Annotated in this window: 19 protein-coding genes; 6 read left to right on the plus strand and 13 right to left on the minus strand. The window is 56.3% G+C overall.

Annotated features, from left to right (window positions below; translation table 11 throughout):
* The first annotated feature begins 50 nt into the window (after window positions 1-50).
* A complete protein-coding gene (locus AAH446_RS17320; protein WP_342907919.1) occupies window positions 51-1166 on the plus strand; it encodes a lactonase family protein in 1116 nt (371 codons plus the stop codon).
* Between the two features lie 169 nt (window positions 1167-1335).
* Here AAH446_RS17320 and AAH446_RS17325 read toward each other — a convergent pair whose 3' ends face one another.
* Together AAH446_RS17325 and AAH446_RS17330 are read right to left on the minus strand one after the other, a co-directional pair.
* Window positions 1336-1947, minus strand: a complete 612-nt coding sequence (locus AAH446_RS17325; protein ID WP_342907920.1) for an MFS transporter — start codon at window positions 1945-1947, stop codon at window positions 1336-1338.
* A complete protein-coding gene (locus tag AAH446_RS17330) occupies window positions 1944-2471 on the minus strand; it encodes a GNAT family N-acetyltransferase (RefSeq protein ID WP_342907921.1) in 528 nt (175 codons plus the stop codon). The genes AAH446_RS17325 and AAH446_RS17330 overlap by 4 nt, the downstream gene beginning before the upstream one ends.
* A 98-nt stretch (window positions 2472-2569) precedes the next feature.
* Between AAH446_RS17330 and AAH446_RS17335 the strand changes: the two genes are divergently transcribed.
* Window positions 2570-3469: a LysR family transcriptional regulator gene (locus AAH446_RS17335; RefSeq protein WP_342907922.1), complete on the plus strand. Its 900-nt coding sequence runs from the start codon at window positions 2570-2572 to the stop codon at window positions 3467-3469.
* 109 nt (window positions 3470-3578) lie between these two features.
* On the opposite strand, the gene AAH446_RS17340 is transcribed toward AAH446_RS17335, so the two are convergent.
* Window positions 3579-4181, minus strand: a complete 603-nt coding sequence (locus AAH446_RS17340; RefSeq protein ID WP_342907923.1) for a LysE family translocator — start codon at window positions 4179-4181, stop codon at window positions 3579-3581.
* Window positions 4182-4457: 276 nt separating this feature from the next.
* Complete coding sequence (locus AAH446_RS17345; RefSeq protein WP_342907924.1) at window positions 4458-4838, minus strand: winged helix-turn-helix transcriptional regulator; 381 nt, start codon at window positions 4836-4838, stop codon at window positions 4458-4460.
* Window positions 4839-4935: 97 nt separating this feature from the next.
* On the opposite strand from AAH446_RS17345, the gene AAH446_RS17350 reads away from it, so the two are divergent.
* Window positions 4936-5949: a zinc-dependent alcohol dehydrogenase family protein gene (locus AAH446_RS17350; protein ID WP_342907925.1), complete on the plus strand. Its 1014-nt coding sequence runs from the start codon at window positions 4936-4938 to the stop codon at window positions 5947-5949.
* A gap of 170 nt (window positions 5950-6119) precedes the next feature.
* Here AAH446_RS17350 and cueO read toward each other — a convergent pair whose 3' ends face one another.
* A complete protein-coding gene (gene cueO / locus AAH446_RS17355) occupies window positions 6120-7733 on the minus strand; it encodes a multicopper oxidase CueO (RefSeq protein ID WP_342907926.1) in 1614 nt (537 codons plus the stop codon).
* Between the two features lie 198 nt (window positions 7734-7931).
* Here cueO and AAH446_RS17360 point away from each other — a divergent pair, with 198 nt between their 5' ends.
* The 3 genes from AAH446_RS17360 (at window position 7932) to speD (ending at window position 10088) form a co-directional block, all read left to right on the plus strand.
* A complete protein-coding gene (locus AAH446_RS17360; RefSeq protein WP_342907927.1) occupies window positions 7932-8279 on the plus strand; it encodes a YacC family pilotin-like protein in 348 nt (115 codons plus the stop codon).
* Between the two features lie 114 nt (window positions 8280-8393).
* On the plus strand, window positions 8394-9251 hold the full coding sequence (gene speE, locus AAH446_RS17365) for a polyamine aminopropyltransferase (RefSeq protein ID WP_342907928.1): 858 nt from the start codon (window positions 8394-8396) through the stop codon (window positions 9249-9251).
* Window positions 9252-9278: 27 nt separating this feature from the next.
* Complete coding sequence (gene speD / locus AAH446_RS17370; protein ID WP_342907929.1) at window positions 9279-10088, plus strand: adenosylmethionine decarboxylase; 810 nt, start codon at window positions 9279-9281, stop codon at window positions 10086-10088.
* A gap of 49 nt (window positions 10089-10137) precedes the next feature.
* On the opposite strand, the gene AAH446_RS17375 is transcribed toward speD, so the two are convergent.
* The 8 genes from AAH446_RS17375 to pepP form a co-directional block, all read right to left on the minus strand.
* Window positions 10138-10899 (minus strand): DeoR/GlpR family DNA-binding transcription regulator, encoded by a 762-nt coding sequence (locus AAH446_RS17375; protein ID WP_342907930.1) that lies wholly within the window; start codon window positions 10897-10899, stop codon window positions 10138-10140.
* Window positions 10900-10905: 6 nt separating this feature from the next.
* Window positions 10906-11862 carry a D-threonate 4-phosphate dehydrogenase gene (locus tag AAH446_RS17380; RefSeq protein ID WP_342908010.1) on the minus strand — a complete coding sequence of 319 codons (957 nt, stop codon included), beginning with the start codon at window positions 11860-11862 and terminating at the stop codon, window positions 10906-10908.
* Between the two features lie 16 nt (window positions 11863-11878).
* Entirely contained in the window at window positions 11879-13147 is a 1269-nt protein-coding gene (dtnK, locus tag AAH446_RS17385; protein ID WP_342907931.1) for a D-threonate kinase, read from the minus strand.
* Entirely contained in the window at window positions 13144-14103 is a 960-nt protein-coding gene (locus tag AAH446_RS17390) for a 2-keto-3-deoxygluconate permease 1 (RefSeq protein WP_342907932.1), read from the minus strand. The genes dtnK and AAH446_RS17390 overlap by 4 nt, the downstream gene beginning before the upstream one ends.
* Before the next feature lie 442 nt (window positions 14104-14545).
* On the minus strand, window positions 14546-14908 hold the full coding sequence (gene yacL / locus AAH446_RS17395) for a protein YacL (protein WP_342907933.1): 363 nt from the start codon (window positions 14906-14908) through the stop codon (window positions 14546-14548).
* Window positions 14909-15378: 470 nt separating this feature from the next.
* Entirely contained in the window at window positions 15379-16581 is a 1203-nt protein-coding gene (gene ubiI / locus AAH446_RS17400; protein ID WP_342907934.1) for an FAD-dependent 2-octaprenylphenol hydroxylase, read from the minus strand.
* A gap of 14 nt (window positions 16582-16595) precedes the next feature.
* On the minus strand, window positions 16596-17774 hold the full coding sequence (gene ubiH / locus AAH446_RS17405; RefSeq protein WP_342907935.1) for a 2-octaprenyl-6-methoxyphenyl hydroxylase: 1179 nt from the start codon (window positions 17772-17774) through the stop codon (window positions 16596-16598).
* On the minus strand, window positions 17771-19087 hold the full coding sequence (pepP, locus tag AAH446_RS17410) for a Xaa-Pro aminopeptidase (RefSeq protein WP_342907936.1): 1317 nt from the start codon (window positions 19085-19087) through the stop codon (window positions 17771-17773). Before pepP ends, ubiH begins: the two co-directional genes overlap by 4 nt.
* Window position 19088 lies beyond the last annotated feature (1 nt).

A 19088-nucleotide genomic window follows, 5' to 3' on the forward strand; every position in this document is an offset into this window, starting at 1 on the left:
ACTGGCGCTGTGACGCCAAACGTCCGTAGTTGGTACGCAAAGGAAACAGCATGAAGAAAATATTACGTGCGGTGACGCTATTAGCATCGATGGCCGCCAGCGCGCCCCTGCTGGCGCAAACATTCGTCTACGTGTCAGAAGCCGGTGATGGCACCATCGCGCGATACGCGCTGAACGAACAAACGGGTGCGCTGCAACTGCTGGGACACACCCAAACGCCAGGAAAAGTGATGCCGACGGTACTGAGCGCCGATCGCAAACATCTTTATGCGGCGATTCGCAGTAAGCCGCTACAGGTGGTGAGCTGGCGCATCGACAGCAAAACCGGCGATCTGAGCCAGCCCGACGCCGTGGCCGCGGCGGCCAGTTATCCCTATATCAGCACAGACCAGCAGGGGCGCTTTCTGCTTGGTGCCTCATATGACGGCGACGTGGTGCACGTCTACCGGCTCGCCAGCGATGGCAAAGTGATTGCGCCGCCGGTCGGTAGCTATAAAACCGGACACGCGGCCCATTCGGTGATTGTTGATGCCAGCGGGAAAAATGCTTATGTCGGTAATCTCGGCACCGATCGCGTACTGCAGCTGAAACTGAACGCCGGGGGTGAACTGACGGCGCTCGGTAAGGGTTATGTCGACACTGCCGCAGAGAATGGACCGCGCCACTCGGTGCTCTCAGCGGATAACCGCTATCTCTACAACATTGGCGAGATGGGCGGCCTTATCACGCAGTTCCGTCGTGAAGCCAGCGGCGAGCTGGTAAAAGTGGCGGAGGTGCCGAATGCCGTTGCTGAAAAATACAAACTGGAACATGGAAAAGAGCGACCGCCGGGCTACAGCGACACCACGCCGCGTATCTGGGCAGCCGATATTCACCTGACGCCGGATGGACGTTTTCTCTACGTCAGCGAGCGGACCAGCAGCACAATTAGCGGTTACCGGGTGAATAAGGCGGACGGCAAGCTGACGCTGATTGATAGCTGGCAGGTTGAAAAACAGCCGCGCGGCTTTGCGATTTCGCCTGATAGCCGCTGGCTGATTGCCAGCGGTGAAAAGAGCGCGGTTACCGGCAGCTATGAAATTAATGCTGAAAGCGGAACGCTTAAGCGGGTAAGCGAAGCGCCTGCCGGAGGTGATGCAAATTGGGTAACGGTAGTGGCGTATTAAGGTTGCGTTGTAAGGTGTGGTTGGGGCTGGTCGCCATAAATAGCGACCAGCCCTGCGCGGATTTTGTAAGTTCGCATGGGGTGTGACATCAAGGTAAAGCGTACACAAAACCTCTGTTTTCTGTACTCTCAAAAAAGGGACTTAGTGCGCGATGTATCAGGGTTAGGCTTCAGGACGCCGGGAGTCCGGACTGGACGGATACGGGGATTTTTATCCTACTGCCTGCCGGAACAGGGACCAGAAAAAGCAGGCTTACCAGTCCCGCACTGCCGTAAACGATGACGGCGTGCCGCCAGTCGGTGATATGCAGCAGTGCGGTGCCCAAAGGCCAGAACGCAGCTGAAGCAAGACCACCCAACAGGGTAATCAGAGAGATTGCCCGGCGAGACCGTGCACCGGCAGTTTCGACAAGCAGCGCAAACGCGGCGTCATACAGGGCGAACCGCATCCCAGCCCCTACCAGGGCCCATACGGCAATCCAGGCTGGCGTGGTATGAATAAACGACATCAGAAAACAGCCGACAGCAACAGTCAACGTGCCTGCCATCATCATCGTGCGTCCGCCAATACGGGCCATAATGGGACCAGTCAGAGGTGAAACCAGTCCCATGGCGAACATGGCAACGGTCAGGCCCGAGAAAGTGACAACCTGAGACCAACCCGTATCAGCCATGATAGCGGCCCCTAAGGCACCCGGCATGTAAAACGTGATTCCCCAGTTAATAAGCTGCGTCATGCCGATACAGAAAATGGTGCGACCTGTCAGATGTCCTTCTGTCAATCTGTGCTCCCCGGAAGCTTTGCGTCACCCGTTCCGAGCGTGCGCTGCAGGATGACCGTATCAAGCCAGCGTCCGTGCTTGAATCCCACGGACCTGAGTGTGCCAGTGATACTGAAGCCCGCAGCACGGTGCAGGGCCAGGGAGGCGGTGTTTTCGCTGTTACCCACCACGGCCACGAGCTGACGAAAGCCACGGGCTTCTGCCCACGCTAACGCATGGGACAACAGCAATTTGCCGATACCCCGGCCCTGAAACGTCGGGTCAATGTATACGGAATCTTCCAGGGTGAATCGGTAAGCACGCCGTTCACGGTAAAATGATAAATAGCAGTATCCCCGGACCCGCCCTTCATCAACCGCCACAAACCAGGGCAACCCTGCTGCACACACCTTTTTCAGGCGCATTGCCATTTCAGTCTCATCCGGCGGCACGGTTTCAAACGTGGCGGTGCCATGTAATACGTGATATGCATAAATCTGTTGTATGGCAGGAACATGTAGTTCATCTGCTTCGGTTATTTCCATTAATACAGTTCCTTTTTCGGTCAGATACAGAGACTAACCCGGATGAATAAACTCAGACAGGCGGCAAGGCTTATCAGTGGCATAAGGAAAACTTTGGCATGGCAACGCTGAACCTCGATCACCTGAATACTTTCAGGCTGGTCATCAGCCGGGGCAGTTTCTCCGGAGCGGCAGAAGCACTCGGCCTGTCGCAACCGGCAGTAAGTCTGCAGATAAGACAGCTGGAACAGGCGCTACAAGCCCGGCTTATTGAACGAACCAGCCGCGGGATAAAGCCAACGCCTGCCGGACTGACTTTTTCTGAGCACTGCATGAAAATTGATGCAGTGGTACGTACAGCTGTTGAATCTGTGTCCCTGCATTCAGACGATATAACCGGCACCGTTACTGTCGGCACAGGCGCAACGGCCTGCATTCATCTTCTGCCTCCCTTACTGCAGCAACTGCGACAGGCGCATCCCCTGTTGAAAGTGGACGTACGCACTGGCAATACTTCAGATATTATCCGAGGCGTAGAGGAAAATCGTATAGACATTGGCCTGGTAACCCTGCCAGCAACAGGTAAGTGCCTGAACGTCAACCCGCTGGGTCCGGATGAATTTGTTATCATTATGGAAAAGGATGCATCAGAGCAGAACGCAAAACCGCTTTCTCCAGCAGCCCTTTTGTCAATGCCACTGATTATTTTTGAACCCGGAAGCGGGACACGCTTCCTGATTAACGAATGGTTCCGGTTTACCGGGCACGTTGCCTGCCCTGTGATGGAGCTTGGCAGTATTGAAGCCATCAAAAGGATGGTACGTGCCGGCTTGGGTTACAGCATCGTCCCCCGCATGTCCGTTGCAAGCATGGGAGAAAGAAAGGGTCTAAGCCTCTATTCCATGACGCCCCCTCTTTACCGGACTCTCGGGACGGTAATGCGGGAGGATCGGATCCTCAGCAGGGGGATGAATGAGGTATTAAACGAGTTAGTTAAAATCTTCACTGAAGAAAAATAAACTTCGTGTGACGGTTTTTTTATAAAGAGGCTGACAATCCCTTATTATTCATAAAATTATAAACGTCCGCTCTGTGCCAGGAGCGGACATCATCGCTATAGCTGAGGAGTTAATAGATTAGGCTGTGTAGCGAAAAAGCAATGAGCAACATCCCGCCGACAATGTTGACGTATCTTTTGAGTATCAATGGGTTGGTTTTTTTTGCAGAAAATATGAGCGTTTGACTAATTGCTAAAAGCCAGACGCTCATAACTACTATATGAACTGATGCCAGCATCAGGTAGTTGCAAACGCCTCCCTTTATCCCTGCGAACTGTGAAACGACAGTCAGATAAAAAAGGATGGCTTTAGGGTTTAAAACATTAGCCAGCCAGGCCTCTTTTAAGGTCACCGAATGCTTTGTAATAGTAAACCCGCCTGTATTCACAGTTATCCCACTGCGGATTAGCATTACTCCTAACCAAAGCAGATAGGCAGTTCCAACAACTTTAAGTACAGCAAAAGCTGATGGCGACGAGATGAGCACAGCGGTTATACCAAGCCCTATAAAAACCGCATGGGTATATATGCCCAAAGCTGTTCCGGCAAGAGTTCTGAATAAACCTTTGTTACCTCCTGCGAGAGCACTGTTCATAACGAGAGTGAAGCTTGCTCCGGGGGATAGTGCAACAGGGAGTAGTGCTGGCATAAAACCAAAAATGTTCACATCCATAGGCTTTGGATAGTAATTGACGCGCTCTTAGATTGCTAGCCAAGGCGCTCCGTAAGGATGTAATGTTCAGCACAACGAAAACACGTAATCGTCATGAATCTAAGGTCCGCTCCTCGCTCATAGCAGATAAAGGTCGCGCAGTCGGCGTCTCCTAAGTGCCAAAAGCGGACATTACAAACATTGATGTAGGTTAATTCACAGGAAGAGTCAGTAAGTATTACTCATATTTCAGGACATACTCTCATAAAATCTGTTCGTACTTTTTAAATCCAGACATCAAACAGCACTCTTGTCTTTTTCCAACGCTTCCCTGCGCATGAATGCCCAGTCGATTAGTTCAGCCATTGACGGCCCTAACCTGATACCGATCTCAGTGAGTGCGTATTCCACTCTGGGCGGCACTTCAGGATATATCGTACGGGTAATTATTCCGTCTTTTTCGAGCTGCCTGAGCTGTTGAATAAGCATCTTCTGATTTACGCCTTCGACGCGTCGTTCCAGTTCTGAGAACCGCAATGGACCTTTTGCGCCAAAAAGCTGGCAGATTATGACAATTTTCCACTTACCTTCCAGGACCTGTAATGCTTCCCGTGTCGCAGCCGCCCACACCAGTTGCTGTTGTGGATCCTCACACCGCCAGTCACGTTGCTTTACCATACTTACCTCTAAGTGTGTAGCACACCAAATAGTGGGTTCTTGTTAAAATCTCAGTAGTCTTTTATTTTGGCAGAACCTTAAACAGGAGGCTACAGATATGAAAGCAATTCGATGGACTACCGGTCCCAAACCCGATTTAGAGATGCATGACGAAGCAGTGCCGACGCCTGGAGCTCATGACGTACTGATCCGTGTAGAGGCAGCTTCACTGAATTTTCGCGATCAGGCAATTCTTGATGGCGCGTACGGTGGACCCCGTCAGGAAAATGGAGTTCCTCTCTCAGACGGCTCTGGCGAGGTGGTTGCAGTAGGGGCCGCGGTTAAACGTGCGAAAGTGGGGGATCGTGTTACATCCGGGTGTCATCCAGCCTGGATAGGTGGTCCTGCTCTTCCTGAATATCAAAATGACAGCCTGGGCATGACCACAGATGGATGGCTTGCCGAATATATTCTGTTGAATGAGAATGCTGTCGTTAAAATTCCTGATTATATGTCTTACGTTGAAGCGGCATCGTTACCGTGCGCTGCTGTCACGGCCTGGACAGGCCTTAATCTGTCATCTCCACTTCAGCCCGGACAGACAGTGCTTATTCAGGGGACAGGTGGAGTGGCGCTCTTTTCACTTCAGGTTGCAAGAATGTTTGGTGCTCGTGTGCTGGCAATTACCTCAACAGATGAGAAGGCTGAAAAGCTCAAAGCCATGGGGGCTGAATCAGTTGTTAACTACAGCACTTTTCCTGACTGGGAAAAGAAGATTCTGGAACTTACGAGTGGTGAAGGCGTCGATAAGGTCGTTGACATTGCTGGAGAAAAAACCATCGTGAAATCCGCTGCTTCTACCCGAAAAGGTGGAGATATAACGCTGGTTGGCTTTACGAGCGGATTCGGAGGCGGATTGCCACCTATTGATATTCTGTCCCGCAGTCTTACCGTTGCAGGTACGGCTATCGGCCCACGGCAGAATTTTGATGCATTGATGGCTGCCATGGAACAACACGAAGTCAGGCCAGTAATTGATAAAGTATTCCCTTTTGCAACATACCGTGAAGCCTACAAGCGGCTTAAAAGCGGGAGTCACATTGGTAAAATTGTTATCGACGTAGCTCACTAAGCGCAGGGCGGACTCGCAATGTCCGCTTCTCGCTCAAAGCGGACATTCTGATTCGTTGCTACTGCCCCTCTGATGTCCCTCTCAACCAATACCGGAACTATCTAAATACCGATCTTATCGGACTGATTGAAGTGAATATCATGGGGGCACAACACCATCACTGCTCCCGGTTACGCATCATCCGTTTCACTCACCGTAAATCCAAGCATCATTCCCGTATCTTCGTGTTCCAGAAGATGGCAGTGCGCCATATAGGCGTGTTCTTTAGCGGCGAGATGATCGAACCGGATCAGCACCTCGCTTCGCGCGCCTTCCACGCTGACAATATCCTTCCAGCCGCGGCGATGCGGGGCCGGTGGCTTACCGTTTTCGGACAGCAGGCGAAACTGCGCGCCGTGAATATGGAACGGATGGAGCATGGCATCATGCTCGCCGGAGATGATCCACTTCTCCACTTCGCCCCGCTTCACATCAAATGACGGCGTCGTCATATCAAAGGCTTTACCGTTGATTTTATTGCCGTTATGGAAATCATCCACCTGCTCCGTAGGCGACGTGTGATGCATCCCGCCCATCGCTGGCGCATGTCCCTCGTGGCCGCCGGCGCTCCCGGCACCTTCATTACCGTGTCCGTCACCGCTCATGCCTGCCATCGCCGCATGACCATACTTTTCCATCAGCGCCAGCATGCCACGGCGATCCAGCTCGGGATCCATGGTGAGCTGCAACAGGCGGCTTTTTCCCTTCTCCTGTGACGGTAGCGGAGGCAGCGCCACCAGCTGGTCCGGCAGCGTGCCGCTGGCAAGGACCTGCAAAGGCGTGATGGTGAGTACCGGGAGCGGCTGGCTGAACGGCGCCAGCGTCATGCCCATCTGCCGTACGGGCAGCGTTTGCAGATCGAACGCGTTGCCATCGCCGGTATCCACCAGCACTTCGAAGCGCTCGCCCGGCAGCATAGGTAGCTGCGTTACGGCTACCGGTTCAGCCAGCAGTCCGCCATCGCTGGCGATCACATAGAGCGTGCGGTTGTCGCTGGCGGTCAGATTGAGCGAGCGCGCATTGCAGCCGTTCAGCAGGCGAAGGCGCAGCCAGCCACGGGGGACGGCGAGCTGCGGATAGATGGCGCCGTTAGTCAGCATAATGTTGCCGAACCAGCCCACCGCCGCGCTCATGACATCCAGCTGATAGTCGATTTTATCGCCCGCTTCGCTCACCCTTTTGTCCTGAAGAATGACCGGGATATCATCCACGCCCCAGATTTTTGGCAACAGCAGTTTTTCGCTGGCAGCATCTTTGATCAACACCAGGCCGGCCAGCCCCTGCGCGACCTGATACCCCGTCCGCCCATGCTGGTGAGGATGAAACCAGCAGGTGGCGGCGGGCTGATCGGGCGTAAAGCTGACGGTGCGGGTGGCGCCGGGCGCAATCAGCGCCTGCGGGCCGCCGTCAACATCGCCCGCCAGCGCCAGGCCATGCCAGTGCACGGTGGTCGCCTCCGGCAGCGTGTTCCGCACGTTAATGGTGACCGGCGTGCCGCTGTCGAGCACGATCGCCGGCCCCAGCAGATCGCCGTTATAGCCCCAGGTGGAAACGGTTTTTTCCTGCCAGACTGTCTTACCCTGCTGCGCGGTGATATTAATCACGCCCTGAGCATCGGCCGTTAGCTGTTTCGGCAGCGGCAGGCTGACCCGGGGCTGCGCGGCCATCAGCGACTGGCTCCAGAACGGTAGCGCGCTGGCGGCCCCCATGGCGGCACTCAGCTTAATAAATTCACGACGTTGCATTACTTCTGTCCTCATCCTGGCGGCGAATACCCTGCCGAAGCATAACCCTTCCCCTAACGGTAAGGTCAAGTCCTGCAAATGCGCGCTTTTCAACGGCGGCTTAACAAGGCGGCAGGCCGCGCTTTTTCCGGCAAAATTGTCTGAAGCCTGCCGATAACTGTGCTAACGTCAGGCTACCGGAAATGGTTGAGAACAATTATGAAGAAAAGCATCAAGACTCTGCTGTTACTGAGTCTCTTTAGCTTCTCATCGACAAGTTTTGCGCTGAGCGAGTCTGAAGCGGAAGATCTGGCGGATCTGACCGCCGTTTTTGTCTATCTGAAAAACGACTGTGGTTATCAGGAACTGCCGGATGGTCAAATCCGTCGGGCGCTGATCTTTTTTGCCCAGCAAAACCGCTGGGATTTAAGCAACTACAGCAATTTTGATATGAAAGTGCTGGGTGAAGAGAGCTATCGCGATTTAAGCGGTATCGCCGTGCCTAACGATACGAAATGTAAGTCACTGGCGCGGGATTCCCTGAGCCTGCTCGCCTACGTGAAGTAATCCCCCCTGCGTGATCCGTCCCTGCTGATAATTTGACCGTGCAACCACGGTCAGAGTTAGCTATTATGTCGCGCCCATTTTTCGTGGCTGTTATGAGGAAGGAGAGCCCCCACCATGGCCGAACAAGAAATGTGGCATGAAACGCTTCATGCCGGGTTTGGACAGTATTTTTCTGTCGATAATGTCCTGTACCGTGAGCAGACCGGCCACCAGGATCTGATCATCTTTGAAAACGCCGCTTTAGGCCGCGTGATGGCGCTGGATGGCGTGGTACAGACCACCGAGCGGGATGAGTTCATTTATCATGAGATGATGACGCACGTTCCGCTGCTGGCCCACGGCAACGCGAAGCGCGTGCTGATAATCGGCGGCGGCGACGGTGCCATGCTGCGTGAAGTGAGCCGTCACAAAAACATCGAGCAGATCACCATGGTGGAGATCGATGCTGGCGTGGTGACTTTCTGTAAGCAATACCTGCCGAATCACAGCGCGGGTGCCTATGACGATCCGCGCTTTACGCTGGTGATTGATGACGGCGTGAATTTCGTCAATCAGTGCAGCGACAAGTTTGATGTGATCATCTCCGACTGTACCGATCCAATCGGTCCGGGAGAGAGCCTGTTTACCTCCGAATTTTATGAGGGATGCCGCCGCTGCCTTAATGAAAATGGCATCTTTGTGGCGCAGAATGGCGTTTGCTTCCTGCAGCAGGATGAGGCGATTAACAGCCATCGCAAGCTGAGCCACTATTTTGATGACGTCAGCTTTTACCAGGCCGCGATCCCGACCTATTACGGCGGCATCATGACCTTTGCCTGGGCAAGTGATAACCCGGCGCTGCGCCAGATTGATGCGGAAACGCTGGCGGCACGCTTTGCGGCCGCAGGCCTGAACTGCCGCTACTACAATCCGGCGATCCATACTGGCAGCTTTGCCCTGCCACAATATCTGTTGAATGCGCTGGCCGACTGACCGGGCATTTTAAGGGGGTGAACGAAATTGCAAAAGCTTAAACTACATGGCTTCAACAACCTGACCAAAAGCCTGAGTTTTTGTATCTACGATATCTGTTACGCGAATACAGATGCAGAGCGTGACGGATACATTGCGTACATTGATGAGCAGTATAATGCTAACCGACTGACGGAGATCCTCAGCGAGACCTGTTCGATAATTGGCGCAAACGTGCTGAATATCGCCCGCCAGGACTATGAGCCGCAGGGCGCCAGCGTGACGATCCTCGTCAGCGAAGAGCCGGTCGATCCCAAGGATATTGACACCTCCGAGCACCCAGGTCCGCTACCGAACTCCGTCGTGGCGCACCTTGATAAGAGCCATATCTGCGTACACACCTATCCTGAAAGCCATCCTGAAGGCGGTTTGTGCACCTTCCGTGCCGATATCGAAGTCTCTACCTGCGGCGTGATCTCACCGCTGAAGGCGTTGAACTATCTGATCCATCAGCTGGAATCCGATATCGTGACCATCGACTATCGCGTACGCGGCTTTACCCGCGATGTGAACGGCGTGAAGCACTACATCGATCATCAGATCAATTCCATACAGAACTTTATGTCGGAAGATATGAAGGCGATGTATGACATGATGGATGTTAACGTCTATCAGGAAAATATGTTTCACACCAAGATGCTGCTGAAAGAGTTCGATCTCAAACACTACCTTTTCAACACCAAACCGGAAGAGCTGAGCCCGCAGGAGCATAAGCGCATTACCGATTTGCTGTGGAAAGAGATGCGTGAGATTTACTATGGCCGTAATATTCCCGCCATTGGCATCAAAACGCTGTAACGCACGGTGAACGGCAGAAAACGGGCGGCCTCTGGGTCGCCCGTTTTTGTTAGCGGGCCAGCGTCAGGCTGAACGCCTGGCCATGCAGCGTCTCTCTCGCCTCCTCGCTGAGTCGGGTATCGGTAATGATATCGGTGAGGTTTTGCAGCGGGGCCACGCAGAACAGCGACCAAGCGCCATATTTACTGCTGTCCGCCAGCAACACCCGGCGACGGGCGTTAAGCAGCAGATCCGATTTCAGACCCGCTTTCTCCTCCGTTGGCGTGGTAATTCCCTTCTCCATGCTCCAGGAGTTACAGCTGACAAAGGCCAGATCCGGATTAAGATTTCTCAGCAGCCGGCGACCATGATCGCCAATGCAGGACTGGCTGGAATCATCGATTCGTCCGCCGATAATGGTGACTTCAATCTGCTTAAACGCTGACAGGAACAGGGCGATATGCAGATCCGAGGTGATCACCCGTAGCGGGAGATGGGTAAGCTGGCGCGCCAGTTCAAGCATCGTCGTACCCGCATCCAGCAATACAGCATCGCCCGCGCTGACCAGCGCGGCGGCGGCCTGGGCGATGGCCTGTTTCTCGGTAAGATTACGCTGCATTTTCTCCAGCGTGGTCGGCTGAGCGGGGATAAAACGGTTCAGCGTGACGCCGCCGTGGGTGCGGCTGATCACGCCTTCGCGATCGAGCTTAATCAGATCCCGCCGGATGGTCGCCGGTGACGCGGAAATGGCGTTCACCAGCTGATCGACGGTCACCAGATTATGGCTCTTCAGATAGTCCATAATCTGTTCAAGGCGACTTTGTCCCTTCATAAATCCCTATGCAAGCTGCATGGCTAGCTGGATGGAAATCGCCATGCTCTCAGACTTCGCTTTTCCTGTCCAGGCAATATCAAACGCCGTCCCGTGGTCTGCCGAAGTGCGGATAAACGGCAGGCCGGCGGTAATATTGACCCCTTCATAAAAGCCAAGCAGCTTGAGTGGAATATGCCCCTGATCGTGGTACATCGCCACCACCATATCGTAGTGACCCTGATGGCATTGCAGGAAAACCGTGTCCGGTGGGCAGGGGCCGGTGACCTGATAACCCTGCGCTTTCATCGCCTCTACGGCGGGGCCGACGGTAGTGATCTCTTCATCGCCAAACAGACCATGCTCTCCGGCGTGGGGATTAACGCCCGCCACGGCAATGCGCGGCTGTGCGATACCGACCCGCTTCAGAAAGCTGTCCGCCATACCAATAACCGTTTCCACGCGCTCGCGGTTAAGCGTATCCAGAAACTTGCGCAGGGCAATGTGCGTGGTGACGTGAATCACCTTCAGACGGTCAGTGTAAAGTACCATCGCATAGTCTTTGCTGCCGGTCAGCTGCGCCAGCAATTCTGTATGGCCCGGATAAGCATGACCAGCCAGATGCAGCGCCTCTTTGTTCAGCGGTGCGGTCGCTATCGCCTGCACCTCCCCCGCCATGGCCAGCGCGGTCGCCCGCTTCACGCAGCGGTAAGCCAGATCGCCCGCCGCCGCCTGTATCACGCCCGGTTGCAGTTTCTCCGGCTCTGCCAGCGGCTCGTCGATCACGTTAATCACGCCAGGCGCATACTGCGCATCGCTCACGCTCTCCAGCACGCGAATAACCGCCTGGGGCGTGATCTGCCTCTCCAGCACCCGGCGAAGCGTGGCGGCGCAGCCCACCACCACTGCCGGTATACCTGACAGCTCGCCTTCCGCCAGCGATTTGATAATAATTTCCGGTCCTATTCCCGCCGGATCGCCCATGGTAATCGCCACCACTCTATTTTTCTTCACGGTACAACTCCTCTGTAAACCAGATTGCTTTACGCAGCGTATCTTCATCGCCAAACCCACCCGCTTTGGTGATCACCGGCAGGTCGTCAATATCACTTTGGGTCAGCGTGCCCCAGGGAACGCAGGGCGCAATCTCACCTTCAATGCGGTAGCCCTGCGCATTCAGTATGCGGGCGACGGCAATGGCAATATCGCCGCCCGTCAGAAAGAGCCCGCCAATCCGGGCACGGTTCAGGATCGCCAGCGTCAGTTCCGCAATGCGCTGGCTGATGACGTCGCCCAGCTCCGCCCGGCTCAGGTGCCAGCGCTGACAGAGCGCGTCAATCCGCAGCCGATCCTGCTCGTCGCGGCAGGTTCTGATCACGCAGTGCTGCCTGCGCTGTAAAATGTCTGCCGCTTTTGCCGCCAGTTGGTCAATCTCTCTGGAGGCTTCTTCACCGGGTAGCGCGGTCACATCAACGTCCAGGATCGCCAGCTGCTCTTCACGGGCGGCGCTGGCAATCTGCTGCCGGGTGGCTTCACTCATGGAACCGGCCACGGCCAGCAGCGGAAGATGAGAGCGTGAGGTCAGATAGAGCGAAGGCGGCAGCGCATTTGCCAGTCCCGCCGCGCCAACCAACAGATAGCGGCACGTCAGCCCGGCAGCCGCAGCGGCAATCGCCGTTAAATCCGCATCGGTTACCGCATCGGCCACCACCAGGGTATCGCCGCTGGCGGTAAGCCGCGCAAGCGTCTGGCCCAGCGAGGCAGAACGAACCTCCGCGAGCGGGAGTTCTGCCACCGGGAGATCGCACTGACGGGCCAGAATCGTGGCTATATGGGATGAGGTGACGGGGGTTTTTGGATCGCTGGCAAATTCCGTTTCATGCACGGGAACCTGATTTACCAGACAGCAGCCGTCAACCGTCACTCTGCCAGCCGCAGGGATGGCTGCGGCAATAATGGCTGTCCGCGCCCCGGTTGCCTTCATGGCGGCGGCAATCTCCGCCCCGACGTTGCCGCGAAAGGTTGAATCGATCTTTTTATAGACGAGCGGTACGGCAACGGCCTGATTGTTAATCGCCTCAGCGACGCGCGCGGCGGCGGTCTGCGCATCGCAGGCGCGGCTTTCGGTGTTGATGATTACCACATCAGCCTTGCTGTTAGCGGCAACTTTGCCATGCAGCAGCACCTCGGTACGCGCGCCTTTTTTGGCCATCTGAACGCCAGTGTCGTTGGCACCGGTAAAATCATCCGCAATAACCAGCATTTTCATGGCGTCTCTTTTCCTTCCGTTATTCCGCGACGAAGATTCCGTTTAGCCACCCAGGAAGTAAGCAGCGGCGTCAGGATCGCGGTGGTGATGACCGAGGCGGCGATCAGCGGCGCGGCGGCGGACGCTGCCTGGGCAAGCGAAGGATCGGCCTGCGCAATGGCCAGCGGCGTTGCCACCGCGTTGCCTGCGGTACTTGATGCCGCCGCGCCCGCCACGCCCGTGCCGCCGACCAGGCGATCGGCGCGGATAGTAAAGAAACCGCCGACGAAAGTGGTCAGAACGCCCAGAAGGATGCCGGCAATCCCGCCTTCAAGCAGCATGTGCAGATTGATCCCGGCGCCCAGCGCAAAGGCAAAGAAAGGGATCAGCAGCGGGCCGCCTTTGGTCAGGAACTGGCGCATCTCGCTATCCATATTGCCCAGGATCATGCCAATCACCAGCGGCACCAGCACCGCGACAAGCGCCATCAGGGGAATATTGGCCATGCCGGCCGCACCAAGGGCGATCAGCGTGAAAAACGGCCCGTCATTCAATGACAGTACGGAAATAGCCCCCACATCGCGCTCATTGCCGAACTCGCCCACCAGCGCAGCGTAAAGGCCGCCGTTGGAATTACTCATTGCCGAAATAATCGCAATGCCGGTCAGGCCGTAGATCCCTTCCGGACCCGCGAGCTTTTCGACCAGCAGCCCAATCGCCACGGCGACAATAAGCTTGGTCAGCGTGATGCTTCCTCCCTGCATAACGGCGTGAGGCGCCGCCTTCAGGCTGATACCGGCCCCCATACAGAGCAGAAACGCTCCGATAAGCGGCGCGGCGCCGTTTTTGAATAAGGCCGACGTAAAACCACCGATCTCCAGCGCCTGCGGCGCGAAAGTGTTAATCAGTGCGCCGACAACTAAAGGCACTACCATCATACCGCCGGGTATTTTCTCAATAGCCTGTTTTAGTTTCATCTTTTGTCACAACCCTGGTGTTGGATATAAGTCGCTGTGAATGATTCTAATCAATCATGAATGATTTAAAGCGATCATAATCACAAAAAACAGATAGCATTTGATTAAAAAAAATCAAAATGAGAGGACTTGTTATATAAACCGACGCTGGAGGTGTTAGAACGAGGGATAAAACTGTCGAAGGCATAAAAGCGGCTCAGCCGCTTTCAGAGAGCAGAGCCGGATGGCAGCGATATCCGTAATGGATAACGGCAGAGGGTGTGGTTTTAACTTACTTTATGGCAGTAAGCGGTCAGGCACCGCGTGACCTAAAACAGCCTCAGGGAAAACAGAAACTTACGTCTTAAAGCTTGCCGCGAGGCTCTTACAAGAGAGATATCACCGGGACCGCCGGCAGCGCTTCTCCAGATAAGAAGCCGATGTACGACAGGCCAGAGAGGCCTCAGCGCCCCTGCAAAAAGGCCCGGTAGGCGGCAATCACCGCCAGAAAATCCTCCACGCCGCAAAAGCAGAGGCTCTCTTCATCGTAGTAATTCATCCCCTCTTCCATCTCATCACCCTCAACGCTGAGCAAGTTGGCGCGGACAATCACCTCCTCCTCATCCAGCCACAGCGTATATTCGCGACCGATACGCTGCCACTGCCGCTCGCTGCCTTTAACGCTGCTGACGGCCGCTTCCACTTCATCCAGTAAAGACAGATCCCCTTCGACTTCCTCATTAAACCAGTGACCGACGGCCTCATGGCCCATCGACATGCCTACCTTCACACCGCCCGTCACATCCCGCAAAAATTCGTATTCCATGCTGATATCTCCGTGCCAGGCCTGAAGTCCGGCACCCTGCATATTAAAAAGCGTATATCTCTATTATTGCAGCCCCTCAGGCGAAAAACAGCGATTTCAGAGAGGGTTCAGCATGATTTCAGGCTGGATGCGCGATTTCACCGCGTTTATCTGCTTCTGCCTGCATTTAAGGGGAAACTGCATAATCGTAAGGAGGATGAAAAGAAGGCATAAGAGGGATGGCACAGCGTTCATCTGCCCGTGCCGCAGGCGAGAGAAAGGCGAATCACCGATTTGCCTGATGTTACGGATGAAATGCTGGCTCCGGGAACAGGGCCTGCTCGTAAAGACGCAAAAAGCATCGTCCCTGATAGCCCGGCCCGCGCCGTCCATGGCGCGGGACGCTTTACTCCCAGTCCCTTTTCCCTTCGCTTTACGTTTGCAGCAGCCTGATACGAATCCCCGTTCCGCCGCGTGCGGTAAAGAAGCGCTTAACGCAGCCACTCGGGCAGATCGTTAAGCCCCATCGCCTGACGCAGCAGGCGGGGTTTAACGCCCGGAAGATTATCCGCCAGGCTGAGGCCAATATCACGCAGCAGCTTTTTCGCCGGGTTGTGGCCGTTAAACAACTCGCGAAAGCCCTGCATACCGGCCAGCATCATCGCCGCGCTGTGCTTGCGGCTGCGCTCATAGCGGCGCAGATAGAGATGCTGACCAATATCTTTCCCCTGCTGATGCAGGCGACGGATCTCACCCACCAGCGCGGCGGCATCCATAAAGCCCAGGTTTACGCCCTGCCCGGCCAGCGGATGGATCGTATGGGCGGCATCCCCTACCAGCGCCAGCCGGTGGGCCGCGAAGTTCCGCGCATAGCGGCCCATCAGCGGAAACGTCTGACGCTCGCTTTCTACCGAGCAGAGGCCGAGCCGTAGATCGAAGGCGACCGACAGCTGCTGATCGAACAGCGCCTTTGGCATTGACTGCAGCCGTGTCGCTTCCTGCGGCGACAGGGACCAGACGATAGAGCAGAGGTTTGGATCGCTGAGCGGCAGAAACGCCAGAATGCCGTCGCCATGAAAAACCTGGCGCGCCACGGCATCGTGCGGCATTTCGGTACGGATATTGGCAACCAGCGCATGGTGTTCATAGTCCCAAAACGCCAGCGGGATATCCGCTTTATTGCGCAGCCAGGAGTTGGCGCCGTCGGCAGCCACCAGCAGCCTGGCGGTCATCATGGTGCCGTCGGCCAGCGTAACGAAGGCTTCGTTATCGCCAAAGGCTACCTGCTGTAGCTCAGCCGGTGAGATCAGCGTGATATCGTTAAGCTCGCTGGCTTTCTGCCACAGCGCCTGATGAATAACGCTGTTTTCAATAATATGCCCGAGATGAGGCAGCCCTTGCTGCGCGTCATTAAATTCAATCCGGCCAAAACTGTCACGGTCCCAGACTTCCATGCCGTGGTACACGCTGGCGCGCGCCGCCAGAATGGCGCTCCATACGTCAAGATGCTGAAGCAGGCGTTCGCTGGCAGCATTGATTGCCGAGACCCGAAGCGCATGATCGGCTCCCGCCTCCTGCGTAACCGGCGCCTGGCGCTCAAGTACGGCAATCTTCAGTCCGCTGCCGTGCAGCCCGCAGGCCACCGCCAGGCCGACCATACCGCCGCCTGCGACGATCACATCATATGTTTGCATTACGTGCTTTCTCCTTAACGCTCAACCCAGCCCAACGTGCGCCCGGCGAGCAAATTACGCGCCAGCGGCAGCGAATCCATGGCCATTAAGCCCAGATTGCGTCCCGCGACCAGCGGTGCATAGCGATTCGCAAACAGTCTGACCAGCGCATCGGTCAGGCCGATCGTGGCCGCCGCATCGGGCTGCCGGCGCTGCTGATACCGCTGCAAGGTAGCATAGCCTCCCACATCCTGCCCGTTTCGCCAGGCTTCTGCGACCGTTTCCGCCAGCGACATGACGTCGCGAAGGCCTAAATTGAATCCCTGTCCCGCAATCGGGTGCAGCGTCTGTGCGGCGTTACCCACCAGCGCCAGGCGATGGGAAACATGCTGCGTGGCGGCCTGAAGCTGAAGTGGATAGCTGTGCCGCTGGCCGACCTGGGTAAAGCGCCCCAGCCGCCAGCCAAACGCCTGCTGTAGCTCATCAAGAAAGCGCTCGTCGCTCCAGGCATCCACCTGCGCTTTCTCCGTCAGCGGATGGCACCAGACGAGCGAACTGCGCCCGGCGGACATCGGCAGCAGCGCCAGCGGGCCATGCTCGGTAAAGCGTTCCCAGGCCCGGCCCCGGTGCGGTTCACGCGTGGAGACGTTCGCGATCACCGCCACCTGCTGATAGTCACGGCTCTGCCACTGCACGCCGCAGGCTGCCGCCACCGCCGAGCGGGAGCCGTCAGCCGCCACCAGAAGCTGGGCCTGGAGCTGTTCTCCCGTATCCAGCCGCACGCTGACGCCGGACGCCGTGCGCTCAACCTCAGCCACTCTCGCCGGGCAGCAGAGGCGCACGCCGGGCGCCTTTTTCAGCAGCGCAAACAGGCGCTGACCAATCTCGTGCAGCTCAACCACCTGTCCGAGCGCAGAGATGCCATGATCTTCCGCCTTCAGCGAGACGAAGCCAGCATGGCCCCGATCGCTGACGTGAACGTGTGTTATTGCGGTAGCGCAGGCCCGGATCGCGGGCCAGAGGTTGATCGCGGCGAGCTGCTGGCGGGTGCCTTCCGCTAGCGCGATCGCACGGCCATCGTAGCCGGGATGGGCGCGCGTTGAGGGTTCGCTGGCTTCCACCAGCGTCACCGGCACCTTACCGCCGGTCAGATGCGAAATCGCCAGGGCCAGCGTGGCGCCCGCCATTCCTCCGCCTGCAATAACGATACTCATAGTCGTTTCGCTGCCGCCATCAGGGCTTCAATGTCGTCGGGATCTTTCACCACGCTGTCGGTCAGGTTTTCGTTGCCGTCAGCGGTGATAAGAATGTCATCTTCCACGCGAATGCCGATGCCGCGATACTCTGCGGGGACATCGGCATCCGGGGCAATATAGAGGCCCGGCTCAACGGTAATCACCATGCCGGGTTCGAGCAGACGGTCACGATCGTTGCCGTAGAGGCCAACATCATGCACATCCAGTCCAAGCCAGTGGCTCAGCCCGTGCATATAGAACTGCCGGTGCGCCTGCGCTTCAATCAGCGCATCGACCTCGCCCTTCATCACGCCAAGCTCAACCAGCCCGCTCACCATAATCCTGACCACTTCCGCATTGACTTCACGGATGCTGGTGCCCGGTCGGAAAAGCGCCAGCGCCCGGTTCAGGGAAGCGAGGACGATCTCATAGACTGCGCGCTGCGGCGCGGTAAAACGCCCGTTTACCGGGAAGGTGCGGGTAATATCGCCCGCGTATCCCTGATATTCGCAGCCGGCATCAATCAGCACCAGCTCACCTTCGCGCATCCGGGAAGCATTCTCGGTGTAGTGCAGAATGCAGCCGTTCTCACCCGCGCCGACGATGGTGTTATAAGCCGGGTAGCGCGCGCCATGGCGGGTAAACTCATGATGAATTTCCCCTTCAAGCTGGTACTCATACATACCAGGGCGGCACTTTTCCATGGCGCGGTGATGCGCCAGCGCGCTGATACGTCCCGCTTCGCGAAGGATCGCCAGCTCTTCCGGCGATTTGAACAGGCGCATTTCATGCACCCAGGGCCGCCAGTCGGTCATCGTGGCGGGCGCGCGGAGGTTTTGCCGTGAGCCACGGCGCAGGGTTTCAAGCGCGTCAAACATCAGCCTGTCGGCTTCCGGGTAACAGCCCTGAGCGTGACAGACCACGTCCAGCCCGTTAAGCAGCAGAGGGAGCTGCTCGCCGATGTCGCTGTAGGGCAGCGCGCGATCCACCGACAGCGCTTCCGGCGCGGCGTCCTGCCCCAGCCGACGACCAAACCAGATTTCCGCCGTGAGATCGCGCACGCGGTTAAACAGCACGCTGTGATTGTGGGTTTCATCACTTTTGATCAGCACCAGTACCGCTTCCGGCTCGTTAAAGCCGGTGAAATACCAGAAATCACTGCTCTGCCGGTAGGGATACTCGCTGTCGTTGCTGCGGGTCACTTCCGGGGCAGCAAAAATCACCGCCGCGCTGGCGGGTGGCATTTTCGCTAACAGCGCCTGGCGGCGGCGTAAAAATTCTTGCCGGGTCATC

The organism is Erwinia psychrophila, from assembly GCF_039023475.1.
In the GTDB taxonomy this organism is placed as follows: domain Bacteria; phylum Pseudomonadota; class Gammaproteobacteria; order Enterobacterales; family Enterobacteriaceae; genus Erwinia.